The organism is Enterobacter sp. 148H3, from assembly GCF_034107425.1.
Classification (GTDB): domain Bacteria; phylum Pseudomonadota; class Gammaproteobacteria; order Enterobacterales; family Enterobacteriaceae; genus Enterobacter; species Enterobacter vonholyi.
The window spans coordinates 167,375-192,179 of record NZ_JAWNEI010000001.1 but is presented as its reverse complement, the minus strand read 5'-3'; the positions used below and the strand labels follow the sequence as shown (position 1 = coordinate 192,179).

Sequence of the window (24,805 nt, the reverse complement as noted above, 5' to 3'; positions counted from 1 at the left end):
AAAACTGCGGACAGGAAAACCTGCCCGCATCAGGATTACGCCGTGGCGCGTTCGTTCCAGGAATCAGAATGAATGATGTTGCCGTCTTTGTAGGTCCAGGTGATTTTTTCGTAACGCAGTTCAACGCGTTCAAGGTGGTTGTGCTTCTCTTTAGAAGGATCCTTGATGTCATACATTTCAGGATTCACTTTCACTACCTTCACGTTTTCCAGTTTGGTGTTGAAGTACTCCACTTCCTGACCCGCGTCGTTGATTTTGTACCACTTGAATTCAGCTGATTTCAGGGTCTGACCGGTGGTCACCGCCTTGTACAGGTACGGGCTGGAGGAATCGATTTCCTTCGTGAACAGGAACGGCGTGTGGATACGGGTACCGGTCAGCTTGCCGGTGTTGTTGTCGGTCGGGATGTACAGATTATGTTCCTGAGCGACCACTTCGATGCTGCCTTCACGATCCTGAACGTCAACAGACCCTTTGATGTCCGCGCCGCCGTCGTCCTTCAGCCAAAGATAAACAGGAATTGCCATGGAATTACTCTCCATTGTGTAGTGAAGCGCCATCATCCTGCGATGACGCCGGGTGTTTGCCGGGTATCTGACAGGCGTTCGCCTGCGGTACCAGACTAATTTCGACACGGCGGTTAAGCGCACGCCCTTCCGGGGTGTCGTTGGTTGCGACAGGGCGGCTTTCGCCATAGCCCTGCACCGCAAAACAGCTTTCCGGCACGTCGCCGGTGTCACGCATCCAACTGCGCACCGCTTCGGCACGCTTCAGAGACAGCGTCTGGTTCAACTGCGGATTGCCGGTGTTATCGGTATGCCCTGACACGACAATCAGCCAGCCCGGCTTCGCTTTAATGCCAACCAATGAATTCACCAGCATTTTGGTAGAGCCGGCTTTCAGCACGAACTTGCCGGTATCGAACAGCGACATGCTGTCCAGCCTTACTATTTTCGGAACCGGTTTTGGGGCTGGCTGCGGTTTAGGGGGCGGCGGCACATACGAGCGGATCGCTTCCAGAAGGGGCATCCGTAGACGTTCTCCCTGATAAAGCCCCAGACCCAACCGGGCCGGTACACCGTTACGTGCATAGTTATCCAGCAGCGCCGCATTCTCGCGAAGGACCGAAACGGCGGTAGCCTTCGGGCCATAATCATCGATGGAGAGGCTGTCGTAACGGGCTATATCGAAGCTCACGCGATGCAGCAGCTGGCGATTGTTCCAGCCACTGCTGAGCAGCGCGGCGATGGCCGCCAGGGTGAAAAGACCAAGGGCGCAGCGCCAGGTGCGGGTCCGGGGAGTAACTCCACTTCCTTCCGGTAACAGCGGCAGGATGAAATCCGGGAAGGGTGATATCACCGTACTGTCCGTCCCTACCGGTTGCCAGCCGGCTACCTGCTGCATGGCAGTATGACGCGATAACCACGCCGTCCAGGCAGAGGACGCAAGGCTTCCGGCAAGAATCGGCCCCATTCCCCACAGCAACGCTGCAGGTGCAATGGCCGGAACATCAGGATTCTCATCGATGAATACCGCCTGGACATGCTGATGGAACCAACTCATCAGGCTATTCATCAGCACCTGCTGCTGCATCACAGGCGCACCACCAGTGGTGACCCACGCGGCGATCGAACAAGGCGCATTCGACTCACGCCAGACAGTGCACCCTTCATCCGGAATAGCGGCCTGCCAGAGCATGTCATCCGTCATCCCACTGCCGATCTGACCATTCAGAATCAATGGCACAGAATGTCCCGTTTCTTTACGCAACTGGCTGATTTGCCAGCGCAGAGCCAGCAGACGACTTGTCAGGGCTTCGCTGTCGACGTGTTTCTGCGGGCAGACACTGACCATCACCGACAGCTGACGCCCCCAGTCCGGACGCTGCCACAGAATCTGACGGGCTACATGTTCCAGATCCTGATGGTCCTCAACACGGATCCAGCATCCCTGCGTGACCATCAGTACCGGTGACTGTTGCGGCCAGGTCAGAGGCATATCGCCACAAACCAGCACCACAGGTTGACGGTAAGTGGTTTCAGGAAGGTCATCCAGATGCAGGGTGACGTCATGCTCCCTACGAAATCTGGCGATATACCAGAACGCGACGATAACCCCGAACATCGCCAGCAAAACGAGCACTGAAGCCAGCCGGGATACCGGCAGAAAAGCCAGACAGACCACGGCACTCAGCAGGGCGGCCCACAGCGCAAGAACGCGCTGTTGTACAGGACTCATTTTGCGACTCCCGGCAACAGGGTCAGCAGCATCTGATCGAGCCAGCGATCAAGTCCCCACCAGAGCGCGACAATAACAATCACGCTCAGGCCTATGCGCGCGGGCCATGACGCCAGCCAGCCACCCGCCCCGCGCCCCGTGCGGCTTTCTGCCAGAACAGGGTGAGTCTGCGGATAGCTGAACGGCGTAACACGTTCATTGAGGGCGCTGACCAGCTTCTGGCGTTCTGGATCGTTCAGCGAGCGAAAGTTTCCCAGAAATCCGAGCATCATTACACGCTGAAAACAGGTCAGTACGGCATTGTCTGATGCAGGTTCACGCAGCACATCGCGCATCCTGTCACACAAAGTGTCACCCGCGTCCATTGTGCCGAGGAAGTGTCCCTGCAGAGGAATGTCATACCACTGCACACAGGCATCATCCTCTACACCGCGCCCTTTGACCGCCTCATCAAGCAATGCACATTGTGCAGTGAGGATATGCTTACAGCTGGCTTCATCGAGTTCACTCGCTTTCAGTTCACGCTGAACGCGTTCCACATCAGCGATACAGCGTTCCCACAAGACCCGACCTTCTCCTTCCTGAAACTGCGGGCCATGGCGAAGGCTGATTACCTGAAGCCAGGTATCCTGCAGCAGTGCGTCAATATCAACAGACACGACCGCGCCGTGTTTACGTTCACTCATGTTCTCAATACCGCAAAGAGTTCAAGTTCAGGCTCGCCGAGCATGCCCGGGACGTAAAACATACATGTCCCACTCTGGAGCATTTCAGTCGCCAGAGGATGGGAGAGATCGAGACTGAAATACTGATTTTCCAGGCGAAGCGGAATGGCAGCCGGCACATGGCGCAGTGGCACCAGGGGCACCCCCACCCGTGATGAATTGACGATACTCCTGACATGGTCAGGGCTGCCGACCTTACACTGACGTGGGAACTGTTCCTGCAGCTGTGCCACCGGCATCGGTGAACGCACTGAGAGGTAATAATCCGCCCCTTCGCGCAGACGCGGGTCATGCAGGCGAGCCTGCCAGAAGTGCAGCCGTGGGTCATTGTCGAGTGCCAGGGCCACCACCCGTGACGGCAGGCTGGCTTCAAGCAGATCGCCAAGCAAGTCAAACAGCGGTGGAAACACTGCATTGAGTTGCTCATGATGCCAGGCCGGAATGGCGCTCACCTGATGCTCCAGGGAGAAGGTCAGCAGGCTCCCCGCCAGGCGAGAAAGTTCCAGATATAGACGCTCCGGTGGGCTTTGCGGGTATCGCTGAAACTGTCCGAGCACGGGCTCGGCGCTGTTCAGCGCATTTAGCAGCCAGAACAGTGATACATCAGCCACGGCGAAGTCTGCCATACGCTCATTGCTTTCACGCCGCATTGCCATCAGACGGCACAGTCGGGCCCGCAGTTGGGTCATCAGCTGTTCCAGCTGAGTTACCAGCCAACGGCTGCCCTGGAGGGTCAACAACGGAGGGAGAAACGTCTCATCCAGTAACCACATCCCCTGTGAGTCCTGCTGCAGGCGGGCGACCGGACAAGTCAGATAATCGCTGTTGTTCTGATGCGCAAAACGCAGCGTCAGTTCCGGCTGCATCACGGCAATCTGACGAGTGTCTTCCCCAAAGGTATTGCGTACATCCCGCCAGCGCTGACGATATCGCACCGGACGCTCGGCCACCTCATCGGGTTTCAGGCAGTTGCCGCCGTTCGCCCGCAGTAGCGGGAGCGCCAGCACCACCGTCACCTCCTGCGATTCGCTTTCAAGCGACAGTACCGGTGGCAGCGAATCAGCATTGTTTGTATCAATCAGCGTACCGTCCTGAAAACGGACATGCAGATGACGGGCCTGCAGACGTCCAAGCCTGAGAGCTTCCGGCTCGAAGGTAGCATTTATAACCCCCCACGGGCAGGAGAGGCCCAGCCGGGCAATACACTCGGCAGACCAGGCCGCATAAGCGACCTGTTGCTGAAAATGCTGGGGAGCGACCATAATGCCCCTACCCCATAACGGTTGTTCCGTTTTCATCGGCTTCCTGCCTGTTATTACGATTTCGCTTTCGGCATCTGGGAAACCAGCGACAGGTTGACGCCCATCCCTTCCACCTGGAAGTGTGGAATCGCATACAATTTCACGCGGAAGAAGCCTGGGTTATCTTCAATATCTTCCACCACCACTTTTGCATCACGCAGTGGATGAGACGCCTGCAGCTCGTCGCCCGGATCGGTCATTTCTGTCACCAGACTGCGGACCCAGGTGTTCAGTTCCAGCTCCAGTAGTCGACGATCCTTGGTGGTACCGATGTTCTCGCGCTGAATTAGCTTCAGGTAGTGGGCGATACGCGACAGCAGGAAGATGTACGGCAGACGCGCATTGATACGGCTGTTGGCCGTTGCATCAGCGGTGTCATACAGCGCCGGTTTCTGAGTGGAGTTTGCTGAGAAGAAGCAGGCGTAGTCGCGGTTTTTGTAGTAGGACAACGGAATAAAGCCCAGATTCGCGAATTCGAATTCACGCGTTTCAGGGATCATCACTTCGCTCGGTATTTTTACCTGATTGCCTGTCCCCAGATCATAAAGATGGATAGGCAGATCCTGAACCGCACCGCCGGCCTGCGGGCCACGGATTTGGACACACCAGCCGTTATTAATAAAGCTACGCACCATGTTGGAAGCGAAGGCAAACGACGCATTCGTCCACAGGTATTTGTCGTGATCCGGACCTTTGACTTCTTCAACATAGTTGAAGCTGCGAACCGGAACGGTATCCGGGCCATACGGTAAACGTCCAAGCACGCGGGGCATCACCAGACCGATGTAGCGAGCGTCGTCCGTATCGCGGAACGATTTCCACTTGATGTACTCTGCGCGGTCAAAATAGTTACCTATATCTTTAATCGCCGCGACGTCTTCCATGGACTCCTTGAGGAAGAATTTCGGGCCTGCTGAGCCGATAAATGGCATATGTGCAGCCGCAGATACTTTAGAGATGTTGCGCAGCAGAGCGACATCCTGCGCTGAAGCATCGAACTCATAAGCGGAAATCAACGCCGCGATCGGCTCGCCGCCTGGGGTATCATATTCATCAATGTAGGTGTGTTTATACAAACCACTCTGGATGACTTCCGGGCTGTCTTCAAAGTCCTGGCGCAGCTCTTCTTTAGACATGCTCAGAAGCTCGATTTTCACGTTCTGGCGAAAATCTGTTTTATCAATCAGCGACTTCACTCCGCGCCACAGGCTCTCAACCGACTGAAACCCTTCATGGTGCATAACGGCGTCCAGCTGGCGGCTTATCTGGTAGTCGAGCTCAGCGATATGGTGATCGATCAGGCTTTTATCCAGTTTTTCGACCTTCGAGCCTGCCTTGGTCAGGCATTCCAGAAAGACCTGCATACCTGCGGTCAGACGCTCGTCTGCGGTCGCATCCGACATCGCCTGCGCATCTTGCCAGATGTCCAGCGCGCTCAGCTCAGAGACAGGGTTCAGATTGATTTTCTCAAACAGTGAGGCGTACACCCCACCCACAGCAGGGCGTTCCAGCACCACGCTTTCCCCGCCAGCAGTATTATTTTGTACAGACATGAGCATTCCTTGATTAATCCGTTAAAACAGCATGATGATTAAGGTTTTTTTGAAGCCAGCGCGGATAACTCATTTCGCAACTCAGCACTAAGCGTCTGGTCAAGAACGATTTTCTCCAGCTCTTTTCGGAAAGTCTGGTTATCCAGCAGGTTGGCCTTCAGATCGCGGAGCAAGTTGCGCATTGCCAGCATCGCCTTCAGCTGTGGAATTTGGGCCGCCACCTGCTCTGGCGTGAAATCTTTCATGCTCTGGAAAGTCAGCTGAATGTTGTCCTCACCGCCATCTTCAGACAGCGTATTTTTAACGGCCAGATTAACTTTTGGGGAATATTCGGAAAGAACGCTATCAAAATTATTTTTGTTGATATTAACTTTTTCACGCTCCGATATTGGTGCAGATTCCTGTCCATTACTGAAATCACCTGTAACAAGCAGTTTCAAGGGTAATTCCATTTTCTTGCTTGCTCCGCCAGTATGCAGGTCAAGCTTCAGGTTAATACGTGCCTTAGGCACCTCATTCTGAAAACTGTCAGCCATTTAATCATCCCTCTTTGTTTAGCTATGCCAACTTCACGGTATCGTTCTTGATGCGCAATAATAGAATAATGATCGAAACAAAATCAAATACACAGATCATTTATCCACGACAAGAATTTTCTTAAGAATTTTCCTCTAATACATTATCGCAAATTGCCTAATTAACTCAGAAAAAGAAACTGCTCTTTTCGCACAAATCGAATATTTGTATCGCAGAAGGGATTGCAGCCAGAGAGATGTTAATAAAAACATCTTGTTTTGATTTGCATCACAGCGCCACGCCAAAAAACGCTGAAGAACTGCAATATCTTTTTGCGGCGCGATTAAAAGGGGAACGTAAACGAGGAAAGAAGGCGGCCACTCCATTGACAGCATGAATAATACTTAAGAATTTTCATAAAGAAAATTCTTAAGTATTATATGAAGGGATAAATGAGCGCGTAAATATTTAATTAGGCGAAAATCAACGACGCATTTTTTTCGTTACGCTTTCTTTCTGAACGCTAACGCTACTGCGTTCCGCTGGGGCAGGAAAGGCGCTTTCCATGTGAAAGTCGATAAAATCTGTAAAATCAAGCACCTCCTGAGCTGCCGCTTTTTTAATCAAAAACGAGTAATAGCACATATCGTATAACGGTGCTACATTACGCCGCCCGCCCAAATCAGCAGTGGCCAGGCAACGCCGTAAAGTTCGGTAAAGCCTGCAACCATCACCTTGAAGAACGGTCTTATCGGCACGTCGTATCGCAAACTCTGCGCTACCTTTACAGGCTTCATATAGGTTCTACTATTTTGTCTCAATCCAAATTTCAACGCGCGTTTTTACACCCGCGTTACTGGTTTACATGGTTTGGTCTTGGCGTACTCTGGCTGCTGGTTCAACTTCCATACCCTGCCCTGCGCTTGCTGGGGTCGAAACTGGGCAGCGCTTCCCGCGTTTTCCTGAAACGTCGCGAATCCATCGCGCGTAAAAATATTGAGCTTTGTTTTCCGCAGTACAATGCCGAAGAGCGCGAGAAACTCATTGCTGAAAACTTCAAGTCTATCGGCATGGCGCTGCTTGAAACGGGCATGGCCTGGTTCTGGCCGGATGAGCGTGTCCGCAAGTGGTTTGACGTGGAAGGACTGGATAATCTGAAACGCGCGCAGATGCAAAAACGCGGCGTGATGGTCGTCGGCGTTCACTTTATGTCGCTGGAGTTGGGTGGCCGAGTGATGGGGCTTTGTCAGCCAATGATGGCAACTTACAGACCGCACAACAGCGCTCTGATGGAGTGGGTGCAAACGCGTGGCCGCATGCGTTCCAATAAGGCGATGATCAGTCGTAATAACCTGCGCGGTATGGTCGGCGCTCTCAAGAAAGGAGAGGCCGTCTGGTTTGCACCCGATCAGGATTATGGACGTAAAGGCAGCAGCTTTGCCCCCTTCTTTGCGGTGAAAGACGTTGCGACGACTAACGGTACCTTTGTCATTTCTCGATTATCGGGCGCCTCCATGCTGACCGTGACGATGGTGAGAAAAGCAGATAAATCAGGCTACCGTCTGCACATCTCCCCTGAAATGGCTAACTATCCGGAAAACGAGTGCGAAGCCGCAGCGTTTATCAATAAAGTCATCGAAACTGAAATCATGCGTGCTCCTGAGCAGTATCTGTGGATGCATCGTCGTTTCAAAACACGCCCTCTTGGCGAAGCCTCGCTCTATATTTAAGCTCTTCATGAAGGTTAGTTTCGCTAAGAAACTAACCTTTTCAATCACCTGTCTTCCCGCTGAAAACTCGTCACTCATTGCGTCGCTCAAAGTGAATTTATTGCGTTGTGAAATCAAACTGTCGCCGTTCCACGACACTCGTAAGTAGCGGAAATTATTTAAAAAAATCCCTCTTGTCACCCTTCATTTTTAGGCGTACATTAGCGCCGTCTGGCAACAGGAAAGCACAGAATTCTGAGCTGGAGTCGGCGGCGTAACGGGAAAATTCTCATTTTCGTTTTGACCGTATTTCAGCTCTCTATAATCAGGTGGACTCTGTTTTTAAATGCGTACCACAAGATACGCGGAGCGAGCAAACGTGAAATATTTCTTTATGGGCATTTCGGTGATTGTTTTAGTCTGGGCCGGAACCTTTGCCCTGATGATTTAGTGAAGAACATGCAGTCAAAAAAACAGGAGCCATCGGCTCCTGTTTTTTTATGTCATGACGATGCGGGATGTTCTGCGACGCTCTTTGAGGTGAGAAGACCATCGGCACGGAACATACTCTTGATGCCCCTCACCGCCTGACGAATACGGTCGCTGTTTTCAATCAGGGCAAATCGCACATGGGTGTCGCCATAATCACCGAATCCAATGCCAGGCGAGACACACACCTTTGCATCCTGAAGCAGTTTTTTGGCAAACTCCAGCGATCCCATCGCCGCATACGGTTCCGGAATTTTTGCCCAGACGTACATGGACGCCTTCGGCATTTCCACCATCCAGCCCGCCTCATGCAAGCCTTTTACCAGCACGTCACGGCGGCGCTTATACTGGGCGGCAATCTCGTGAACGCACTGCTGGTCGCCCTCCAGGGCAGCGATAGCCGCGACCTGCAGCGGCGTGAAGGTGCCGTAATCGTGGTAACTCTTAATGCGCGCCAGTGCGCTCACCAGCGTTTTGTTACCCACCATAAAGCCAATACGCCAGCCCGCCATGTTGTAGCTTTTCGACAGGGTAAAGAACTCTACCGCCACGTCACGCGCGCCCGGGACCTGCATAATCGACGGGGCTTTCCAGCCGTCATAGACGATGTCAGCATAGGCTAAATCGTGAACCACCAGCACGTCATAACGCTTAGCCAGCGCAACAACTTTCTCGAAGAAATCAAGCTCCACGCACTGCGCCGTTGGGTTCGACGGGAAGCCGAGGATCATCATCTTCGGTTTCGGATAACTTTCACGAATCGCACGTTCCAGTTCGTTAAAGAAATCGACACCTTCCACCAGCGGCACAGAGCGGACCTGGGCGCCGGCAATCACCGCGCCGTAGATATGGATCGGATAGCTTGGATTAGGCACCAGCACCGTATCGCCATGATCCAGCGTAGCCAGCATCAGGTGTGCCAGCCCCTCTTTCGAGCCGATGGTGACAATCGCTTCACTTTCCGGATCGATATCAACCTGATAGCGATCCTGATACCAGCGCGAGATCGCGCGACGTAACCTGGGAATACCGCGAGAGGTTGAGTAGCCGTGCGTATCCGGACGCTGGGCAACCGTGCAGAGCTTCTCAACGATATGCGGTGGCGTTGGGCCGTCAGGGTTACCCATGCTGAAATCAATAATATCTTCGCCGCGCCGACGCGCAGCCATTTTCAGTTCAGCTGTGATATTGAAAACATAAGGGGGGAGACGATCGATACGCGTAAAACGGCGTTCAGGACTGAATTCAGCCATAGATTCCTCAGATTAACGTTAGCGCCCGGACCGTCCGAGCGACGCTGCCACCGATGTGGCATGCTTAGAAAATAACCTGAAAAAAATCATGCTGTCGAGAGGGAAGTGAAAAAAAAGCGAACGCCTGAAAACCGGAACCCTCCTGTGCCGAAAAGCGGAAGCCCCTGTTTCAGGGTTGGCTTTCTGATAGCCGTTATTTAACAGGATGATATCAAAACAGTTACCTGACGATACGCAGGATATAAAAAATCAGGACGTGTCCGTTACCGACAGACAATCCCCTTTAGAAATTATGGTTTTTCCTCATTTGATAAACCTGTCGGATAGCTGGTCAATACGCGTCAGGTTTTTTATCATGGCTCTTTCCCGTTTTCCCAGGTCTACTCGTGCACGAAATATTTACTATGCTGCTGGCGGTTTTTGACCGTGCGGCATTAATGCTGATTTGCCTGTTCTTCCTCATTCGCATTCGCCTGTTTCGCGAGCTGTTGCACAAATCCGCACACTCGCCAAAAGAGCTGCTGGCCGTTACCGCTATCTTTTCCCTGTTCGCCCTGTTCAGCACCTGGTCAGGCGTACCGGTAGAGGGCTCGCTGGTTAACGTGCGTATTATCGCGGTGATGTCCGGCGGAATTTTGTTTGGCCCGTGGGTGGGCGTCATCACCGGCGTGATTGCCGGAACCCATCGCTATCTGATTGATATCGGCGGCGTCACGGCGGTGCCCTGCTTTATTACCAGTATTATCGCCGGGGTGCTCTCCGGCTGGATCAGCCGCAAAATCCCGAAAAAACAGCGCTGGCGCGCCGGGATCGTGGCGGGCATGGTGTGCGAAACGCTGACCATGATCCTGGTCGTTATCTGGGCCCCCACCACCACGCTGGGGCTAGATATCGTCTCGAAAATCGGTATTCCGATGATTCTGGGCAGCGTGTGCATCGGCTTTATTGTGCTGCTGGTGCAAAGCGTTGAAGGCGAAAAAGAAGCAAGCGCCGCACGTCAGGCCAAGCTGGCGCTGGATATCGCCAACAAAACGCTGCCGCTCTTCCGTCACGTTAACGCGGAATCATTGCGTCAGGTCTGCGAAATTATCCGCCACGATATCCACGCTGACGCTGTCGCCATCACCAATATTGACCACGTGCTGGCCTACGTCGGCGTGGGGGAACACAACTATCGCGACAACGATGACACCATTAGCCCGACCACCAGACAGGCGATTAACTACGGTAAAATCATTATTAAAAACAATGATGAAGCCCACCGAACGCCGGAAATCCACTCCATGCTGGTGATCCCGCTGTGGGAGAAAGGCGTCGTGACGGGCACGCTGAAAATTTATTACTGCCACGCGCATCAGATCACCTCGACGCTGCAGGAGATGGCCATCGGCCTGTCGCAGATTATCTCGACTCAGCTGGAGGTTTCGCGGGCAGAACAGCTGCGTGAGATGGCAAATAAGGCAGAGCTTCGCGCGCTGCAGAGCAAAATCAATCCCCATTTCCTGTTTAACGCGCTGAACGCCATCTCCTCGTCCATTCGTCTTAATCCGGACACCGCGCGCCAGCTGATTTTTAATCTGTCGCGCTATCTGCGCTACAACATCGAGCTGAAAGATGACGAGCAGATCGACATCAAAAAAGAGCTGTATCAGATAAAAGACTACATCGCGATTGAGCAGGCGCGCTTTGGCGACAAGCTCACGGTCATTTACGATATTGATGAAGAGGTCAACTGCGTGATACCGAGCCTGCTTATCCAGCCGCTGGTCGAAAACGCGATTGTTCACGGCATTCAACCCTGTAAAGGCAAAGGGGTGGTCACCATCAGCATCACCGAAAGCGGAAACCGGGTGCGGATTGCCGTGCGCGATACCGGCCACGGAATTGATCCTAAAGTCATTGAGCGCGTCGAGTCTAACGAGATGCCCGGAAATAAAATCGGCCTGCTGAACGTGCACCACCGGGTCAAGCTGCTTTACGGCGATGGACTGCACATTCAGCGTCTTGAACCGGGCACCGAAATTGCTTTTTACGTCCCGAATGAGCGCTCTCCGGTCCATTCGACAACATCACTGTTGCCCCAGGTGGAGTAACCCATGAAAGTTATTATTGTCGAAGATGAAATTCTGGCTCAACAGGAGCTAACCTGGCTTATCAACACCCACAGCCAGATGGACATTGTGGGTACGTTTGATGACGGTCTGGACGTGTTGAAGTTTTTGCAGCATAACCGGGTCGACGCCATTTTTCTGGATATCAATATTCCGTCGCTGGATGGCGTATTACTGGCGCAAAACATCAATCAGTTTGCCCATAAGCCGTTTATTGTGTTCGTTACCGCCTGGAAAGAGCACGCCGTAGAGGCCTTCGAGCTGGAGGCGTTTGACTATATCCTTAAGCCTTACCAGGAATCGCGGATTGTCAGCATGCTGCAAAAGCTGGAGGCCGCATGGCAGCAGCAGACAGCCCCTGCTAACGCCAGCCCAACGGTAAGGGACAACGACACCATCAATCTGGTCAAAGATGAGCGCATCATCGTGACGCCGGTCAATGATATCTACTATGCCGAAGCCCATGAAAAGATGACCTTTGTCTATACGCGGCGGGAATCTTACGTGATGGCGATGAACATCACCGAGTTTTGCAGCAAGCTGCCTGCGTCGCACTTTTTCCGCTGCCACCGCTCGTTCTGCGTGAATTTAAACAAGATCCGCGAGATCGAACCGTGGTTTAACAACACCTATATCTTGCGCCTGAAGGATCTGGATTTTCAGGTGCCGGTGAGCCGCAGCAAGGTGAAAGAGTTCCGCCAGCTCATGCACCTGTAACGAAAAAGCCCTCTCCCGCGGGAGAGGGCCAAGCATCAGAGAATCTGACCGAGAACCTGACGCAGGTGGGCACCCGACCCCAGCAGGCCTGGGTTATCATGCACGATCAGATAAACCGGAATGTCCTGCACGTAGCTTCTGAAGCGCCCTTTATCCTCGAATCCGCCGCGGAAGCCGGAGGCTTTGAAGAACTCCAGGAAGCGCGGCACAATGCCGCCCGCGATATAAACGCCCCCGAAGGTGCCCAGCGTCAGCGCCAGGTTGCCGCCGAAGCGTCCCATAATCACGCAGAACAGCGACAGGGCACGACGGCAGTCAATGCAGCTGTCCGCCAGCGCGCGTTCGGTAACGTCTTTTGGATGCAGATTTTCCGGCAGACGACCGTCTGATTTCACAATCGCCCGGTACAGGTTCACCAGTCCCGGACCTGAAAGGACGCGCTCGGCGGAGACGTGGCCGATCTCAGCGCGCAATTCTTCGAGGATAATGCCCTCTTCTTCGCTGTTAGGCGCAAAGTCCACGTGACCACCTTCACCCGGCAGGCTCACCCAGCGCTGAGCGACATGCACCAGATGTGAAACGCCCAGGCCGGTACCGGCCCCGTAGACAGCAATCGGCTTACCCTCGACCGGTTCAGCGCCGCCAAACTGGATCAGATGCTCCGGCTTCAGCATCGGGATCGCCATGGACACCGCGGTGAAGTCATTGATGATTTCAAGATGCGCAAAGCCGAGGTTTTTTTTCATTTCGGCGATGGAGAATGCCCAGGTATGGTTGGTCATGGCGACCCAGTCGCCGGTTATCGGGCAGGCAATTGCGATGCAGCCATCTTCAACGCTCACCTGATGTTCTTCCAGATAGACGCGGACAACGGCCTCAAGGCTTGGATAATCCAGCCCGGAATAGGTTTTCGCCCGGGAAATTTCACCGCTACTTACATCGCATAATGCGAGGCGCGCGTTCGTGCCGCCCACATCACCTACCAACGCATACTTTGTCATTCTTCAACTGCTCCGCTAAAGTCAAAATAAATCTTTGGGACACTGTAAATTCAAGGCGTGATAACAACAACGACCGGAAGGTGAATGCCCGTGGATTATCGATCTTCGTCACAGAATAACTTTACCGTTTCAGCACCTTTTGCACTATTGCCATAAGGCTTAATGTGCAAAGTAACGTAATACCGTTTTGTACAAGGAAATCATCATGCTCCACCCGCGAGCCAGAACCATGCTATTGCTGGCCATTCCGGCGCTCATCATTGGCGTGGTTTCAAGTCTGGTGCTCATTGTCGTGATGAAAGTCGCGTCGGTGCTGCAAACACTATTATGGAACGCGCTTCCTGCAGGACTGGGCGTCCCCGCTGATTCTCCTGCCTGGATCGTTGGAATGCTGACGTTAACCGGTATAGCGGTGGGTCTGGTGATCCGTTTCAGTCCCGGCCATGCTGGACCAGACCCGGCGCAGGAACCGTTGATTGGTGCCCCGGTTGCACCCTCGGCGTTGCCAGGGCTAATCATTGCGTTGATTCTGGGGCTTGCCGGCGGCGTCAGCCTGGGTCCTGAGCACCCGATTATGGCCGTGAATATTGGCCTGGCGGTTTTTCTCGGTTCACGCATTTTGCCTCGCGTCGGCGCGCTGGACTGGACCATTCTCGCCTCCGCAGGCACCATCGGGGCGCTATTCGGCACGCCCGTTGCGGCAGCACTGATCTTTTCACAGACGCTCAGTAGTAATAACGATGTCCCGCTGTGGGATAAGCTGTTTGCGCCGCTGATGGCTGCCGCAGCCGGGGCGTTGACCACCAGCCTGTTTTTCCATCCCCATTTTTCACTCTCCCTGCCACACTACGGCCAGATGCAAATCGCCGATATCTTCAGCGGCGCCATCGTCGTCGCCATCGCCATTGCGCTGGGCATGGTGGCGGTATGGTGCCTTCCACGTCTGCATCGGCTGATGCACAGACTCAAACACCCGATTTTGATTCTGGGAGCCGGCGGTTTGATCCTCGGTATTTTAGGGGCAATCGGCGGGACGGTGACATTGTTCAAAGGTCTGGACGAGATGCAGCAGCTGGCCTTCAGCCAGGTGTTTAGCGTCTCCGACTATCTGCTTTTTGCCGTGATCAAGCTGGCAGCGCTGGTGGTGGCCGCCGCCTGTGGTTTCCGCGGTGGACGCATCTTCCCGGCGGTTTTTGTCGGCGTCGCGCTGGGGCTGATGCTGCACGAGCATGTCGATGCGGTCCCTGCGGCCATTACCGTCTCTTGTTCTATTCTGGGATTGGTTCTGGTGGTCACGCGCGACGCCTGGCTAAGCCTGTTTATGGCGGCGGTAGTCGTACCGGATTCAACGCTTTTCCCTCTGCTTTGTATAGTGATGTTGCCCGCCTGGCTCCTGCTGGCGGGCAAACCGATGATGATGGCCTGGCGAAACGACAAATAATCAGGCGCTATTGCGCGCTTCCAGCGCTTTGGTAATCGCCCCCAGCAGCGGCGGGATATCCGCTTTCGGCAGCATCACCTCAATCAGCGAGAGCCGCTCGTGGTGCGCTACTTTTTCAAGGACGTCCGCCAGCTGCTCCGCTTCACTGACCCGCCAGCACTGGGCCTGAGGATCAAGGCTCAGAGCCTGCGGGATTTGCGTCCAGTTCCATAGCGCAATGTCGTTATACCGCTGCTCAGGCCCATGGATCGCTCTTTCCACCGTATACCCTTCGTTGTTAAGGACCAGAATGATGGGGTGTTGTTTATCCCGCAGCATCGAGCCGAGCTCCTGGATGGTGAGCTGCGCCGCGCCATCCCCCGTCAGAACAATCACGCGCCGGTTCGGGCAGGCCGTCTGTGCGCCAAATGCCGCCGCCAGCGTATAGCCAATCGATCCCCACAGCGGCTGGACGATAAAATTCACGTCCGCCGGCAGACGAAGGTCGATCGCGCCGAAGGCCGAGGTGCCCTGATCCGCAAGAATGATGTCTCCCGGACGAATAAACGTCTGCAGCGTTTGCCAGAAATTCGCCTGCGTCAGCGAGCCATCCGGCTGCGGGTAGGCCATCAAGTTTTGAGAGGACGGTACGGGCGTACCGTGCACGTGCTGTTTACACAGCTCCACCAGCGTTTCGATTGCCTGAAGCATGGGGATGCCGGTAAACCAGATATCACCAACGCGTGAAGCATGAGGCTGAACTTCTATCGTTTGTGCCGGGGTGAGCTGATGCGTGAAGCCGGCGGTAAGGGTATCGGTAAATCGCGTCCCGATGCACAGCACGATATCAGCCCCTTCAATCGCCTCTTTTACCGCGCCGGCACTCGCCGAGCCGCTGTAGGTGCCGTAAAAACCAGCGTGACGTTCGTCAAATATTCCTTTGCCCATCAGCATGGTGGCATGTGCCATCGGCACGTCTTTAACCCATTTCTGTAGCGCATGCTTCAGGCCATGGCGCAGGACAAGGAAATCGGCCAGCAGCGCAGTACGCTTGCTTCTGGCAAGCTTGTTCTCAGCGGCCTCCCGGAACGCTTTCAGGCAGGCGCTATCGGCATGCGCATGGCGGAGCGTGAGAGCGCTTACAGGAGGCGTGGCGGCCTTTTTTGCCACGTCGGCAGGCAACATCAGATAACCGGGGCGACGCTCCCGGAGCATAGTGGTTAACACCCGGTCGATTTCATAGCAGGCGTTTTGTTCGGTCAGGATCGCCTGTGCAGCAGTAATCGGCTCGCTCATATGATAAAAATGACGAAACTCACCGTCGCCCAGCGTGTGGTGCAGTAGCTCCCCTCTTTGCTGTGACGCCATACCCGGCGCCCCCACAATATGCAGTACCGGAACATGTTCGGCATAGCTGCCCGCAATGCCGTTCATGGCGCTTAACTCTCCTACGCCAAATGTCGTCAGCAGCGCGGCGAAGCCCTTACATCGGGCATATCCGTCCGCGGCATAAGAGGCGTTTAACTCGTTGGCACAGCCCACCCAGCAGATATCGGGGCTGTCTATCACGTGGTCGAGAAACTGCAGGTTATAGTCGCCCGGCACGCCAAACAGATGATCGGCTCCACAATCTGTAAGACGGTCCAGCAGGTAATCGGCGACGCAGTATGGGGTACGCATGAACAGGTATCCTTCTAATGTTGACCTCACCTTGAGTATTAAATAAGCGTGATGGCTGTCCAGAATTGGCGATAAGAAGGGCATGGAAAGAATGCTTTACAAAAAAGGCTGCGCTATGCTGCTTTTTTTCCTAAAAATGTAAACGCATACACTGATTTTACACTTCAGCGCCAGAGGTTACGAAAATGGGTTATCAGCCGGACAAAAATCGTTACGGGACAATGGAGTATCGCCGCTGTGGGCAAAGCGGGCTCAGGTTGCCCGCCATCTCGCTCGGGCTGTGGCATAACTTCGGTGATACCACCCTTATCGAAAACAGCCGTCAACTTTTACAGCGTGCGTTCGATCTGGGCATTACGCATTTCGACCTTGCCAACAACTATGGCCCGCCACCGGGATCGGCCGAACGTAATTTCGGCCGTATTTTACAGGAGGACTTCCTGCCCTGGCGCGACGAGCTAATCATCTCAACCAAAGCGGGCTATACCATGTGGGAGGGTCCTTACGGCGACTGGGGGTCACGCAAATACCTGCTGGCAAGCCTCGATCAAAGCCTGAAGAGGATGGGGCTGGAGTATGTGGATATCTTCTATCATCACCGTCCTGACCCGCAGACGCCGCTGCTGGAAACCATGAAAGCGCTTGACCATGCGGTGCGTCAGGGGAAGGCTCTGTATGTTGGATTATCCAACTACCCCGCTGAACTGGCCCGCAAGGCGATTGATATCCTTGACGATCTCGGTACGCCCTGCCTGATCCACCAGCCGAAATATTCCCTGTTTGAGCGTGCGCCGGAAGAGGGATTGCTGGACGTGCTGCAGGAAAAAGGAGTCGGCTGTATTCCCTTCTCGCCGCTGGCCGGTGGGCAACTGACCAACCGCTATCTGAACGGCATTCCCGCAGACTCACGCGCGGCAAGCGGCAGTCAGTTCCTTAACCCCGACCAGCTCACCGAAGAGAAGCTGGAGAAGATTAGAAAGCTGAACGCCATGGCGGAAGAGCGCGGCCAGAAGCTGTCCCAGATGGCGCTGGCCTGGGTATTACGTCATGAGAGTGTGACCTCAGTGCTGATTGGGGCGAGTAAAGCGGCTCAAATTGATGACGCCGTGGGGATGCTGGCAAACCGCCATTTCTCTGTGGATGAGTTGGCCCGTATAGACGCGATCCTGAGCAGTTCAATATAAAACCGTTTTTAGCAAAAAGTGCTCTCCCCCAGGAATTCGGAGTTGAGGCGATGATACGAAGCTTTACCAACTCGTAAAATTGCGTTAACAGGCCCACCAAAGGCCCCGATCGTGAAGGAGAAAGAGTATGTTCAGGTCACTGATTCTTGCAGCGGTATTACTGGCTTCGGCGCCGCTGATCGCCACTGCGGGCGAAATCACCCTGTTGCCATCAGTAAAATTACAAATTGGCGATCGTGACGACTACGGCAGATACTGGGACGGCGGCTACTGGCGCGACCGTGACTACTGGCACCGTCATTATGAATGGCGCGGCGATCGCTGGTGGAAACATGATAACGGCAGACACCGCGGCTGGTATAAAGACAACGCGTATGAGCGCGGCTACCGTGAAGGCTGGAACGATCGTGACGACCGTCGCGGCGGCTGGGGTCGCGGGAAAGGTCATGGTCACGGCCATCACCACTAATAAAAAAGGAGCCATGGAGGCTCCTTTTTTTGTTAAAGACCCAGTGCGGTTCCCACCAACAACCACAGGTTCAGCGCAACGACCACCACCACGATGGCCCATCCGGTTCGTTTTACCAGCGTTGAGTTAACCAGCTCGCCCATCAGAGTTTTGTTGCTGGTAAAGATCAGCAGCGGCACCAGCGCCAGCGCGATACCAAAACTCAGCAGAACCTGGCTCATGACCAGAATTCGCGTTGGGTCGAGACCCATCAGAATCACCACAAATGACGGCAGCATGGTGACGGAGCGACGAACCCACAGCGGAATGTGGAAGCGGACAAACCCCTGCATCACCACTTGGCCTGCCAGCGTGCCCACCACCGTAGAAGAGAGGCCTGCAGCTACCAGGCTGAGACCAAATATCGTGGCGGCAGCATGGCTCAGCAACGGCTCCAGCGTGAGATACGCCTGGTCGAGATCGGCAATACCGGTATGACCGTTAAAGTGGAAAGCCGCGGCTGCAGTCGCCATCATCGCCAGGTTTACAAACCCTGCGATGGTCATAGCGATCGCGACGTCCCACTTGGTGGCGGAGTAACGCTCTTTACGCGTCCCACCGTGGAGATGCTGCGTCAGCGAGGAGTGCAAATAAATCACGTGCGGCATGATGGTCGCCCCCAGCACCCCGGCGGCCAGGAACACCGCTTCCGACGTTGGCAGGCTTGGGATCGCCATCCCTTTACCGAGCTGTGCCAGATTCGGCTGTGAGAAAATCAGCTCGACAATGTAGGCCGCCGCCACAAAAAGCAGCAGACCACCAATCACCTTCTCCAGCGGCTTTTGACCCCGACGCTGCAGCATCAGGATGAGGAAAGTGGCAATCCCGGTCAGCACCGCCCCTTGCAACAGCGACACGCCCAGAATCAGCTTAAAGCCGATCGCTGCACCGATAAACTCAGCGAGGTCAGTGGCCATGGCGATGATTTCAGCCTGAACCCAGTAGAGCCAGACGGCGGGGCGCGGGTAATGGTCGCGAATTTGCTCCGCCAGGTTTTTACCCGTCGCAATCCCCAGCTTTGCGGAGAGCATCTGAATCAGCATCGCCATCAGGTTAGCCCAGACGACCACCCACAGCAGCTTATAGCCGAAGCTGGCCCCGGCCTGAATATTGGTCGCAAAGTTTCCTGGATCGATATAGCCAATGGCAGCGATGAACGCAGGTCCCATTAATGCGAACCGCAACTTGCGCGCGGCTCTGCCACTGCTACCCTCTACGCGACTGTTTGTCATGTCTGCCTCTGAAATATAGCCTTTGCTATGTTTAATGCTATCAAAATGAGAATGATTATCAAGATCATTTATGAAGTTTGCAGTGATTTCTCTGATAGCTTTGAACGATAGACGGGCGGGTAGGTGGGGCGATCTAACCGAAACTGAAATCGCGCATGCTTTTGTGAAGACTAGCACACAAACTTAACTTTTCACTCATTTACCTAACATAACAAAAATGTATTGTGGATCACTATTTTTGAGACTCGTCACAGGATGTAACTATAGTGTGTCCTCGATCTCGTTTTCTTTTCGCTTGTTACATAGAATGTGCACGAAAATTAAACCTGCCTCATATTTGGAGCAAATATGGACCGCGTCCTTCACTTTGTCCTGGCACTTGTTGTCGTTACTGCACTTGCATTGCTGGTCAGCACAGACCGCAAAAAAATTCGTATCCGTTATGTTGTTCAACTGCTGGTCATTGAAGTTTTACTTGCGTGGTTCTTCCTGAACTCCAACGTAGGCCTCGGCTTCGTGAAAGGCTTCTCCGAAATGTTCGAAAAACTGCTCGGATTCGCCAACGAAGGGACCAACTTTGTCTTCGGTAAAATGAACGACGAAGGTCTGGCGTTCTTCTTCCTGAAGGTTCTCTGCCCTATCGTCTTCATCTCCGCGCTGATCGGTATTCTGCAGCACATCCGTGTTCTGCCGTTCGTGATTCGTGGAATTGGTTTCCTGTTATCCAAAGTGAACGGTATGGGCAAGCTGGAATCCTTCAACGCCGTTAGTTCCCTGATCCTCGGTCAGTCTGAGAACTTCATCGCGTATAAAGATATTCTCGGCAAGATGTCCCGCAACCGCATGTACACCATGGCGGCAACCGCAATGTCTACCGTTTCCATGTCTATCGTGGGCGCGTATATGACCATGCTGGAACCAAAATACGTGGTTGCTGCGTTGGTTCTGAACATGTTCAGCACCTTTATCGTTCTGTCGCTGATCAACCCGTACCGCGTTGACGCAAGCGAAGAGAACATTCAGATGTCAAACCTGCACGAAGGCCAGAGCTTCTTCGAAATGCTGGGTGAGTATATTCTGGCCGGTTTCAAAGTCGCGATTATCGTTGCCGCCATGCTGATCGGCTTCATTGCGCTGATTTCTGCGCTGAACGCCCTGTTCGCTGCGGTGCTGGGTATCTCCTTCCAGGGGATTCTGGGCTACATCTTCTATCCGGTTGCATGGGTGATGGGTGTTCCGGCTCACGAAGCGCTGCAGGTGGGCAGTATCATGGCAACCAAGCTGGTTTCTAACGAATTCGTTGCAATGATGGATCTGCAGAAAATTGCCAGTACGCTTTCTCCGCGTGCGGAAGGCATTCTCTCCGTGTTCCTGGTCTCCTTCGCGAACTTCTCGTCCATCGGGATTATCGCGGGTGCGATTAAAGGTCTGAACGAAGAACAGGGTAACGTGGTATCTCGCTTCGGCCTGAAACTGGTTTACGGCTCTACGCTGGTTAGCGTCCTGTCAGCGTCCATTGCGGCACTGGTTCTGTAACGTTTACCGTGAAACAAAAACCGGGAGCCTGGCTCCCGGTTTTTTTATGTCCGTAATTCTTCCAGCGGTTTGGGTTTGCCTATCAGGTAGCCCTGCAGGTAATCCACACCGAAGCGGAGCAGCATCTCCCGCTGCGCCGGTGTTTCCACATATTCCGCGACGACGCAGAGCGATTTTGTCTTTGCCAGATTACACATCGACTGCACAATCATTGCATCCATGTCGTCTGTACAAATGTCTTTCACAAAGCAGCCGTCGATTTTAATGATGTCCGCCTGCAGGCGTCTGAGACGCTCATAGTTAGCGTAGCCAGTACCAAAATCATCGATGGCGATCCGGAAACCATACTCCCGCAATTGCTGAATATTATTGATACTCGTGCCTGAATTTGAGAAAGCCTGCTCTTCAGTAATCTCAATCACGACGGCCTGAGGCGCAACGCCGTACCGTTCAAACAGCGCGCAAATCTCGGTCGCCACCTCTTTTTGCATCAGCGTCAGCGGCATCAGGTTGATGGAAAAACGGGTGCCAGCGTGCGTTGCAGGGTTATCTCGCAGCCATACCAGTAATTTTTCCATGACGCACATATCAAACCGATGGCTGAGGTTGAACTGCGCAATCAGCGGAATAAAGCGGTCAGGAGTAATAATCTCCCCCTCACTTTCCATTCGCGTCAGGATTTCATAGTACCCGCTCCCGTCCGCCTTCTGGATCGGCTGCGCATATAAATGGAACTGCCCCGCCTCAAGCGCATGCTTAATCCGGGCCAGCATCAGGACACGCTCTGTCGTTTGCCCTGATGCCACCTCAAGGCTATTCGTCAGCGCGAGAACGTTTTGCGCTCCGCCTGCCTGCTCTGCCAACCAGCTTAGCTGCCCAAGCGTATGATGCAGTTTCTCGCCGTCTTCGACCATTCCCCATGACGCGCCAAACTCAATATCCAGCCCGGTGTTGTTCCAGAAAATCTTATTGCTGTTGAGCCGATCGACCATATGCTGGAGTCGTTCAGCAATTTCGGGCCCAAGCAATACCAGCACCAGCTCGCTTCCGGGCAGCTGGAAGAGCATCTCATCTTTTTGCAGGAGCGGCTGGAGCGACGTGGCGATCGTTCGTTTGCAATGGACCCGCATGATAATCCCGTAGTGGCGGCTCAAAAACTCCAGATTATCCATGCGCAAAATGCACACTTTGGCATCCGGATGAATTTCAAGGTAATCCTCCAGCGCACGAATATTAGGCAGACCGGTAAGAGGATCGGTCAGTGCCCTGTCCTGCCAGCCCCGCTTCAGCCACTCGCTGCGCTGGTAAATGCGAGACATGTAAAGCAAACAGATGGCGAAAGAAATCAGCACGGAGAGGATAAAGGAGAGCGAATGTCCCGATTCCACCCCGTTAAGGAAATTATAGTTGTATGTCAGCAGCAGGAGCGCTGATGTGGCCCACAGCAGAGAAATCAACGCATAGGTCAGGCGGCTTATCGCTAAGGTAAAAAGAATAAATATCAGCGGCATCAAATAGCCCGCAATGACCGGTGACTCAAAAGGACCACATAAAATGACAAGAATGAAGCTTAAAAGCGCTAACCAGACAAAAATATATAATGGATTCTTGTGATAAAACACGGGCTTCACGCTTCGCCGCCAGAAGGTGACGGCATAACGAGGATTAATTATCATTCTTAACGGGTAATAGAACATCATGGTAAAAATCAGCGCCGCGCATATCAGGCTTTGAATATCCACAACGTTATAAATTACCGTACCTTCGCCGAAATAGGTCGAAATTGTCACCGGAAAATCAAAGAAATAGCCTGCCATATACATCGACAGCTTAATACCTAATGGCACGACAAAACCGAGCCAGAATATACGAAGCCCGATGTGTTTGTTAGGGATACTGTAGCGCCAGCGCTTGCCCAGCATAAGGCGTAGCAGGCCGCACCCCGCGAATAACGCAAAGGTCTGACAGAACAGTAAAACTGGATATTGTAGCGGCGCTAAATTAATATAGAATAAATTAGTGACAGTAAAACCTAACAGAATGGGAAGAATTGCTCTGCGCCCAAATATCAGAATGACCGCCAGCATAACGCTGAGTGGCAACCATGCTAAATAAACGTCGTGACCATTAACAATTGCGCGTGGAGAAAGATAACGGGAGACAGGTACCGCAATCAGGCAAAGTGCCAGGGCAATCATAAATATCTTTACATTATCATACGTTTTTTTATTCATTAATCAGGGACGTTATTTTCCAGGAGAATCATTGACCGGATGGATAATAGGTTTATTAATTGCGCGAATCAAGTTCAAGTCTATTTATAGACCGGTTTATTGATTACGATTGAGGCGAGGTACAGAAATACCTTCTTTTTGATAACAAAATGCGGTAAAGGGCGTTACAAACAGATAAAAAAAACCCCCGTCATTCGACGAGGGTTTACAATTTTGGTGGAGCTAAGCGGGATCGAACCGCTGACCTCTTGCATGCCATGCAAGCGCTCTCCCAGCTGAGCTATAGCCCCACATATGACTTTACTGACCGCACTCTGTTGGGTTCAGAGTTTGGTGGAGCTAAGCGGGATCGAACCGCTGACCTCTTGCATGCCATGCAAGCGCTCTCCCAGCTGAGCTATAGCCCCATCGTAAAGCTGTCATGTTGACGGGCGGCATAATATGAATTCCGCTGCGGAGTGTCAACGGCAAAATCAATTCCAGCTATTCAATCGCCGAAAAATCATGCAAATGAATCACTTTGCGAGCCTGCTCGCAGTCAGGAGTTAAGCCTGTCACGTTTTCACGTTAAACGGTGCTATAAAATGAGCCGCTAATTAACCCCACTGATATTCAGGAAATTGCATGATCAAGGAACGAATGACGCCAGAAGAGTTAGCCCTCCTCACTGGCTATAGCCGACAGACCATCAATAAATGGGTACGCAAAGAGGGTTGGATTACGTCACCTAAACCAGGCGTCCAGGGCGGGAAAGCGCGTCTGGTACATGTGAACGAAAAAGTCCGTGAATTTATCCGCAGTGCACGTCGGGAAAGCGAAACATCCGAACTGCCAGAAGGCGTCAGTCATGATAGTTCACTTCACACCCTGCTCCTGACGCTAGCCAATGAAATGACGCTGGAAGAGCAGAAGCAGATGACATCGCTATTACTGCGGGAAGGGATCACCGGATTGTTGCAACGTTTAGGGATTCGCGATCGGGACTGATATGAAAAGATTACGGAGCAAAATGACCACGGAAGAGCTGGCGGAGAGTTTGGGCGTCGCCAGGCAAACGGTTAATCGTTGGATACGCCAGCAGGGATGGAAAACCGAAGGGCTCAACGGCGTGAAAGGCGGTCGCGCGCGACTCATTCATGTCGATGCGCGCGTGAAGGAACATATTATGAGCCTCCCGGCAATTCGCACCCCTCACGAGGTTTACCATCTCGCGGAGGCCACGTCTTCCTACAATACCCCCTCTTCAAACCTGTATCCGGGCATTATTGAGACGCTGGAGAGTATGACTAAGCCGGAGCAGAAGCGTCTGGATGCGTTATTGAAGCGCGAAGGCATACACGGATTTCTTAAGCGTCTGGGTATAGCAGAAGAAGAAGCATAAAAAAACGGCAGGTTCCC

At 53.3% G+C, this 24,805-nt stretch carries 22 protein-coding genes and 2 tRNA genes; 10 read left to right on the top strand and 14 right to left on the bottom strand.

Annotation, left to right across the window (positions count from 1 at the left end):
* Positions 1-35: 35 nt before the first annotated feature.
* The 7 genes from hcp to USH94_RS00860 form a co-directional block, all read right to left on the bottom strand.
* The gene (gene hcp, locus USH94_RS00890) at positions 36-527 is read right to left on the bottom strand and encodes a type VI secretion system effector Hcp (protein WP_023325816.1); all 492 of its coding nucleotides are present in this window, start codon (positions 525-527) and stop codon (positions 36-38) included.
* Positions 528-531: 4 nt separating this feature from the next.
* A complete protein-coding gene (locus USH94_RS00885) occupies positions 532-2,238 on the bottom strand; it encodes an OmpA family protein (RefSeq protein WP_111965224.1) in 1,707 nt (568 codons plus the stop codon).
* Positions 2,235-2,924 (bottom strand): type VI secretion system protein TssL, short form, encoded by a 690-nt coding sequence (gene tssL, locus USH94_RS00880; RefSeq protein ID WP_111965223.1) that lies wholly within the window; start codon positions 2,922-2,924, stop codon positions 2,235-2,237. The genes USH94_RS00885 and tssL overlap by 4 nt, the downstream gene beginning before the upstream one ends.
* A complete protein-coding gene (gene tssK / locus USH94_RS00875) occupies positions 2,921-4,261 on the bottom strand; it encodes a type VI secretion system baseplate subunit TssK (protein WP_111965222.1) in 1,341 nt (446 codons plus the stop codon). The genes tssL and tssK overlap by 4 nt, the downstream gene beginning before the upstream one ends.
* A gap of 17 nt (positions 4,262-4,278) precedes the next feature.
* Positions 4,279-5,823: a type VI secretion system contractile sheath large subunit gene (gene tssC, locus USH94_RS00870; protein WP_111965221.1), complete on the bottom strand. Its 1,545-nt coding sequence runs from the start codon at positions 5,821-5,823 to the stop codon at positions 4,279-4,281.
* A gap of 32 nt (positions 5,824-5,855) precedes the next feature.
* On the bottom strand, positions 5,856-6,353 hold the full coding sequence (tssB, locus tag USH94_RS00865) for a type VI secretion system contractile sheath small subunit (RefSeq protein ID WP_111965220.1): 498 nt from the start codon (positions 6,351-6,353) through the stop codon (positions 5,856-5,858).
* 639 nt (positions 6,354-6,992) lie between these two features.
* Positions 6,993-7,130 carry a hypothetical protein gene (locus tag USH94_RS00860; RefSeq protein WP_159427010.1) on the bottom strand — a complete coding sequence of 46 codons (138 nt, stop codon included), beginning with the start codon at positions 7,128-7,130 and terminating at the stop codon, positions 6,993-6,995.
* A gap of 12 nt (positions 7,131-7,142) precedes the next feature.
* On the opposite strand from USH94_RS00860, the gene lpxP reads away from it, so the two are divergent.
* Positions 7,143-8,063, top strand: coding sequence for a kdo(2)-lipid IV(A) palmitoleoyltransferase (gene lpxP / locus USH94_RS00855; protein WP_111965333.1), 921 nt, complete (start codon positions 7,143-7,145; stop codon positions 8,061-8,063).
* Positions 8,064-8,421: 358 nt separating this feature from the next.
* Positions 8,422-8,493 (top strand): membrane protein YpdK, encoded by a 72-nt coding sequence (gene ypdK, locus USH94_RS00850; RefSeq protein WP_099458937.1) that lies wholly within the window; start codon positions 8,422-8,424, stop codon positions 8,491-8,493.
* Positions 8,494-8,545: 52 nt separating this feature from the next.
* Here ypdK and alaC read toward each other — a convergent pair whose 3' ends face one another.
* Complete coding sequence (gene alaC, locus USH94_RS00845) at positions 8,546-9,784, bottom strand: alanine transaminase (protein ID WP_023308710.1); 1,239 nt, start codon at positions 9,782-9,784, stop codon at positions 8,546-8,548.
* Between the two features lie 386 nt (positions 9,785-10,170).
* On the opposite strand from alaC, the gene USH94_RS00840 reads away from it, so the two are divergent.
* Positions 10,171-11,877, top strand: coding sequence for a sensor histidine kinase (locus tag USH94_RS00840; RefSeq protein ID WP_111965219.1), 1,707 nt, complete (start codon positions 10,171-10,173; stop codon positions 11,875-11,877).
* A 3-nt stretch (positions 11,878-11,880) separates the two neighbouring features.
* Positions 11,881-12,612 (top strand): LytR/AlgR family response regulator transcription factor, encoded by a 732-nt coding sequence (locus USH94_RS00835; protein ID WP_111965218.1) that lies wholly within the window; start codon positions 11,881-11,883, stop codon positions 12,610-12,612.
* 35 nt (positions 12,613-12,647) lie between these two features.
* Here the strand turns inward: USH94_RS00835 and glk are convergent, their stop codons facing one another.
* Positions 12,648-13,613: a glucokinase gene (gene glk, locus USH94_RS00830; protein ID WP_111965217.1), complete on the bottom strand. Its 966-nt coding sequence runs from the start codon at positions 13,611-13,613 to the stop codon at positions 12,648-12,650.
* Positions 13,614-13,818: 205 nt separating this feature from the next.
* Here glk and USH94_RS00825 point away from each other — a divergent pair, with 205 nt between their 5' ends.
* Positions 13,819-15,054: an ion channel protein gene (locus USH94_RS00825; RefSeq protein ID WP_111965216.1), complete on the top strand. Its 1,236-nt coding sequence runs from the start codon at positions 13,819-13,821 to the stop codon at positions 15,052-15,054.
* On the opposite strand, the gene ipdC is transcribed toward USH94_RS00825, so the two are convergent.
* The gene (gene ipdC / locus USH94_RS00820) at positions 15,055-16,713 is read right to left on the bottom strand and encodes an indolepyruvate decarboxylase (RefSeq protein WP_111965215.1); all 1,659 of its coding nucleotides are present in this window, start codon (positions 16,711-16,713) and stop codon (positions 15,055-15,057) included.
* A 185-nt stretch (positions 16,714-16,898) separates the two neighbouring features.
* Here ipdC and mgrA point away from each other — a divergent pair, with 185 nt between their 5' ends.
* Together mgrA and USH94_RS00810 are read left to right on the top strand one after the other, a co-directional pair.
* A complete protein-coding gene (gene mgrA, locus USH94_RS00815; protein WP_111965214.1) occupies positions 16,899-17,897 on the top strand; it encodes an L-glyceraldehyde 3-phosphate reductase in 999 nt (332 codons plus the stop codon).
* 127 nt (positions 17,898-18,024) lie between these two features.
* Complete coding sequence (locus USH94_RS00810; RefSeq protein WP_111965213.1) at positions 18,025-18,366, top strand: DUF2502 domain-containing protein; 342 nt, start codon at positions 18,025-18,027, stop codon at positions 18,364-18,366.
* A gap of 32 nt (positions 18,367-18,398) precedes the next feature.
* On the opposite strand, the gene USH94_RS00805 is transcribed toward USH94_RS00810, so the two are convergent.
* Complete coding sequence (locus USH94_RS00805) at positions 18,399-19,637, bottom strand: Nramp family divalent metal transporter (protein WP_008501590.1); 1,239 nt, start codon at positions 19,635-19,637, stop codon at positions 18,399-18,401.
* Between the two features lie 348 nt (positions 19,638-19,985).
* Here USH94_RS00805 and USH94_RS00800 point away from each other — a divergent pair, with 348 nt between their 5' ends.
* Positions 19,986-21,173, top strand: a complete 1,188-nt coding sequence (locus USH94_RS00800; RefSeq protein WP_008501591.1) for a NupC/NupG family nucleoside CNT transporter — start codon at positions 19,986-19,988, stop codon at positions 21,171-21,173.
* Positions 21,174-21,217: 44 nt separating this feature from the next.
* Here USH94_RS00800 and USH94_RS00795 read toward each other — a convergent pair whose 3' ends face one another.
* The 3 genes from USH94_RS00795 to USH94_RS00785 all read right to left on the bottom strand — a co-directional run bounded on the left by USH94_RS00795 (position 21,218) and on the right by USH94_RS00785 (position 23,814).
* Positions 21,218-23,407, bottom strand: coding sequence for an EAL domain-containing protein (locus tag USH94_RS00795; protein ID WP_111965212.1), 2,190 nt, complete (start codon positions 23,405-23,407; stop codon positions 21,218-21,220).
* 214 nt (positions 23,408-23,621) lie between these two features.
* Positions 23,622-23,697, bottom strand: a tRNA-Ala gene (locus USH94_RS00790).
* Positions 23,698-23,738: 41 nt separating this feature from the next.
* A tRNA-Ala gene (locus tag USH94_RS00785) sits at positions 23,739-23,814 on the bottom strand.
* A 217-nt stretch (positions 23,815-24,031) separates the two neighbouring features.
* Between USH94_RS00785 and USH94_RS00780 the strand changes: the two genes are divergently transcribed.
* Both USH94_RS00780 and USH94_RS00775 read left to right on the top strand, forming a co-directional pair.
* Entirely contained in the window at positions 24,032-24,394 is a 363-nt protein-coding gene (locus USH94_RS00780) for a YfeC-like transcriptional regulator (protein WP_111965211.1), read from the top strand.
* 1 nt (position 24,395) lies between these two features.
* Positions 24,396-24,788: a YfeC-like transcriptional regulator gene (locus tag USH94_RS00775; RefSeq protein WP_111965210.1), complete on the top strand. Its 393-nt coding sequence runs from the start codon at positions 24,396-24,398 to the stop codon at positions 24,786-24,788.
* The last annotated feature ends 17 nt before the right edge of the window (positions 24,789-24,805 follow it).

Excerpts from the sequence above, each read along its gene's own strand:
- tssB (WP_111965220.1), bottom strand. The coding sequence starts at position 6,353 with ATGGCTGACAGTTTTCAGAATGAGGTGCCTAAGGCACGTATTAACCTG.
- tssC (WP_111965221.1), bottom strand. The coding sequence starts at position 5,823 with ATGCTCATGTCTGTACAAAATAATACTGCTGGCGGGGAAAGCGTGGTG.
- USH94_RS00780 (WP_111965211.1), top strand. The coding sequence starts at position 24,032 with ATGATCAAGGAACGAATGACGCCAGAAGAGTTAGCCCTCCTCACTGGC.
- USH94_RS00825 (WP_111965216.1), top strand. The coding sequence starts at position 13,819 with ATGCTCCACCCGCGAGCCAGAACCATGCTATTGCTGGCCATTCCGGCG.
- glk (WP_111965217.1), bottom strand. The coding sequence starts at position 13,613 with ATGACAAAGTATGCGTTGGTAGGTGATGTGGGCGGCACGAACGCGCGC.
- tssK (WP_111965222.1), bottom strand. The coding sequence starts at position 4,261 with ATGAAAACGGAACAACCGTTATGGGGTAGGGGCATTATGGTCGCTCCC.
- USH94_RS00800 (WP_008501591.1), top strand. The coding sequence starts at position 19,986 with ATGGACCGCGTCCTTCACTTTGTCCTGGCACTTGTTGTCGTTACTGCA.
- USH94_RS00805 (WP_008501590.1), bottom strand. The coding sequence starts at position 19,637 with ATGACAAACAGTCGCGTAGAGGGTAGCAGTGGCAGAGCCGCGCGCAAG.
- USH94_RS00810 (WP_111965213.1), top strand. The coding sequence starts at position 18,025 with ATGTTCAGGTCACTGATTCTTGCAGCGGTATTACTGGCTTCGGCGCCG.
- USH94_RS00775 (WP_111965210.1), top strand. The coding sequence starts at position 24,396 with ATGAAAAGATTACGGAGCAAAATGACCACGGAAGAGCTGGCGGAGAGT.
- USH94_RS00860 (WP_159427010.1), bottom strand. The coding sequence starts at position 7,130 with ATGAAGCCTGTAAAGGTAGCGCAGAGTTTGCGATACGACGTGCCGATA.
- USH94_RS00835 (WP_111965218.1), top strand. The coding sequence starts at position 11,881 with ATGAAAGTTATTATTGTCGAAGATGAAATTCTGGCTCAACAGGAGCTA.
- tssL (WP_111965223.1), bottom strand. The coding sequence starts at position 2,924 with ATGAGTGAACGTAAACACGGCGCGGTCGTGTCTGTTGATATTGACGCA.
- USH94_RS00885 (WP_111965224.1), bottom strand. The coding sequence starts at position 2,238 with ATGAGTCCTGTACAACAGCGCGTTCTTGCGCTGTGGGCCGCCCTGCTG.
- mgrA (WP_111965214.1), top strand. The coding sequence starts at position 16,899 with ATGGGTTATCAGCCGGACAAAAATCGTTACGGGACAATGGAGTATCGC.
- alaC (WP_023308710.1), bottom strand. The coding sequence starts at position 9,784 with ATGGCTGAATTCAGTCCTGAACGCCGTTTTACGCGTATCGATCGTCTC.
- USH94_RS00795 (WP_111965212.1), bottom strand. The coding sequence starts at position 23,407 with ATGAATAAAAAAACGTATGATAATGTAAAGATATTTATGATTGCCCTG.
- ipdC (WP_111965215.1), bottom strand. The coding sequence starts at position 16,713 with ATGCGTACCCCATACTGCGTCGCCGATTACCTGCTGGACCGTCTTACA.
- hcp (WP_023325816.1), bottom strand. The coding sequence starts at position 527 with ATGGCAATTCCTGTTTATCTTTGGCTGAAGGACGACGGCGGCGCGGAC.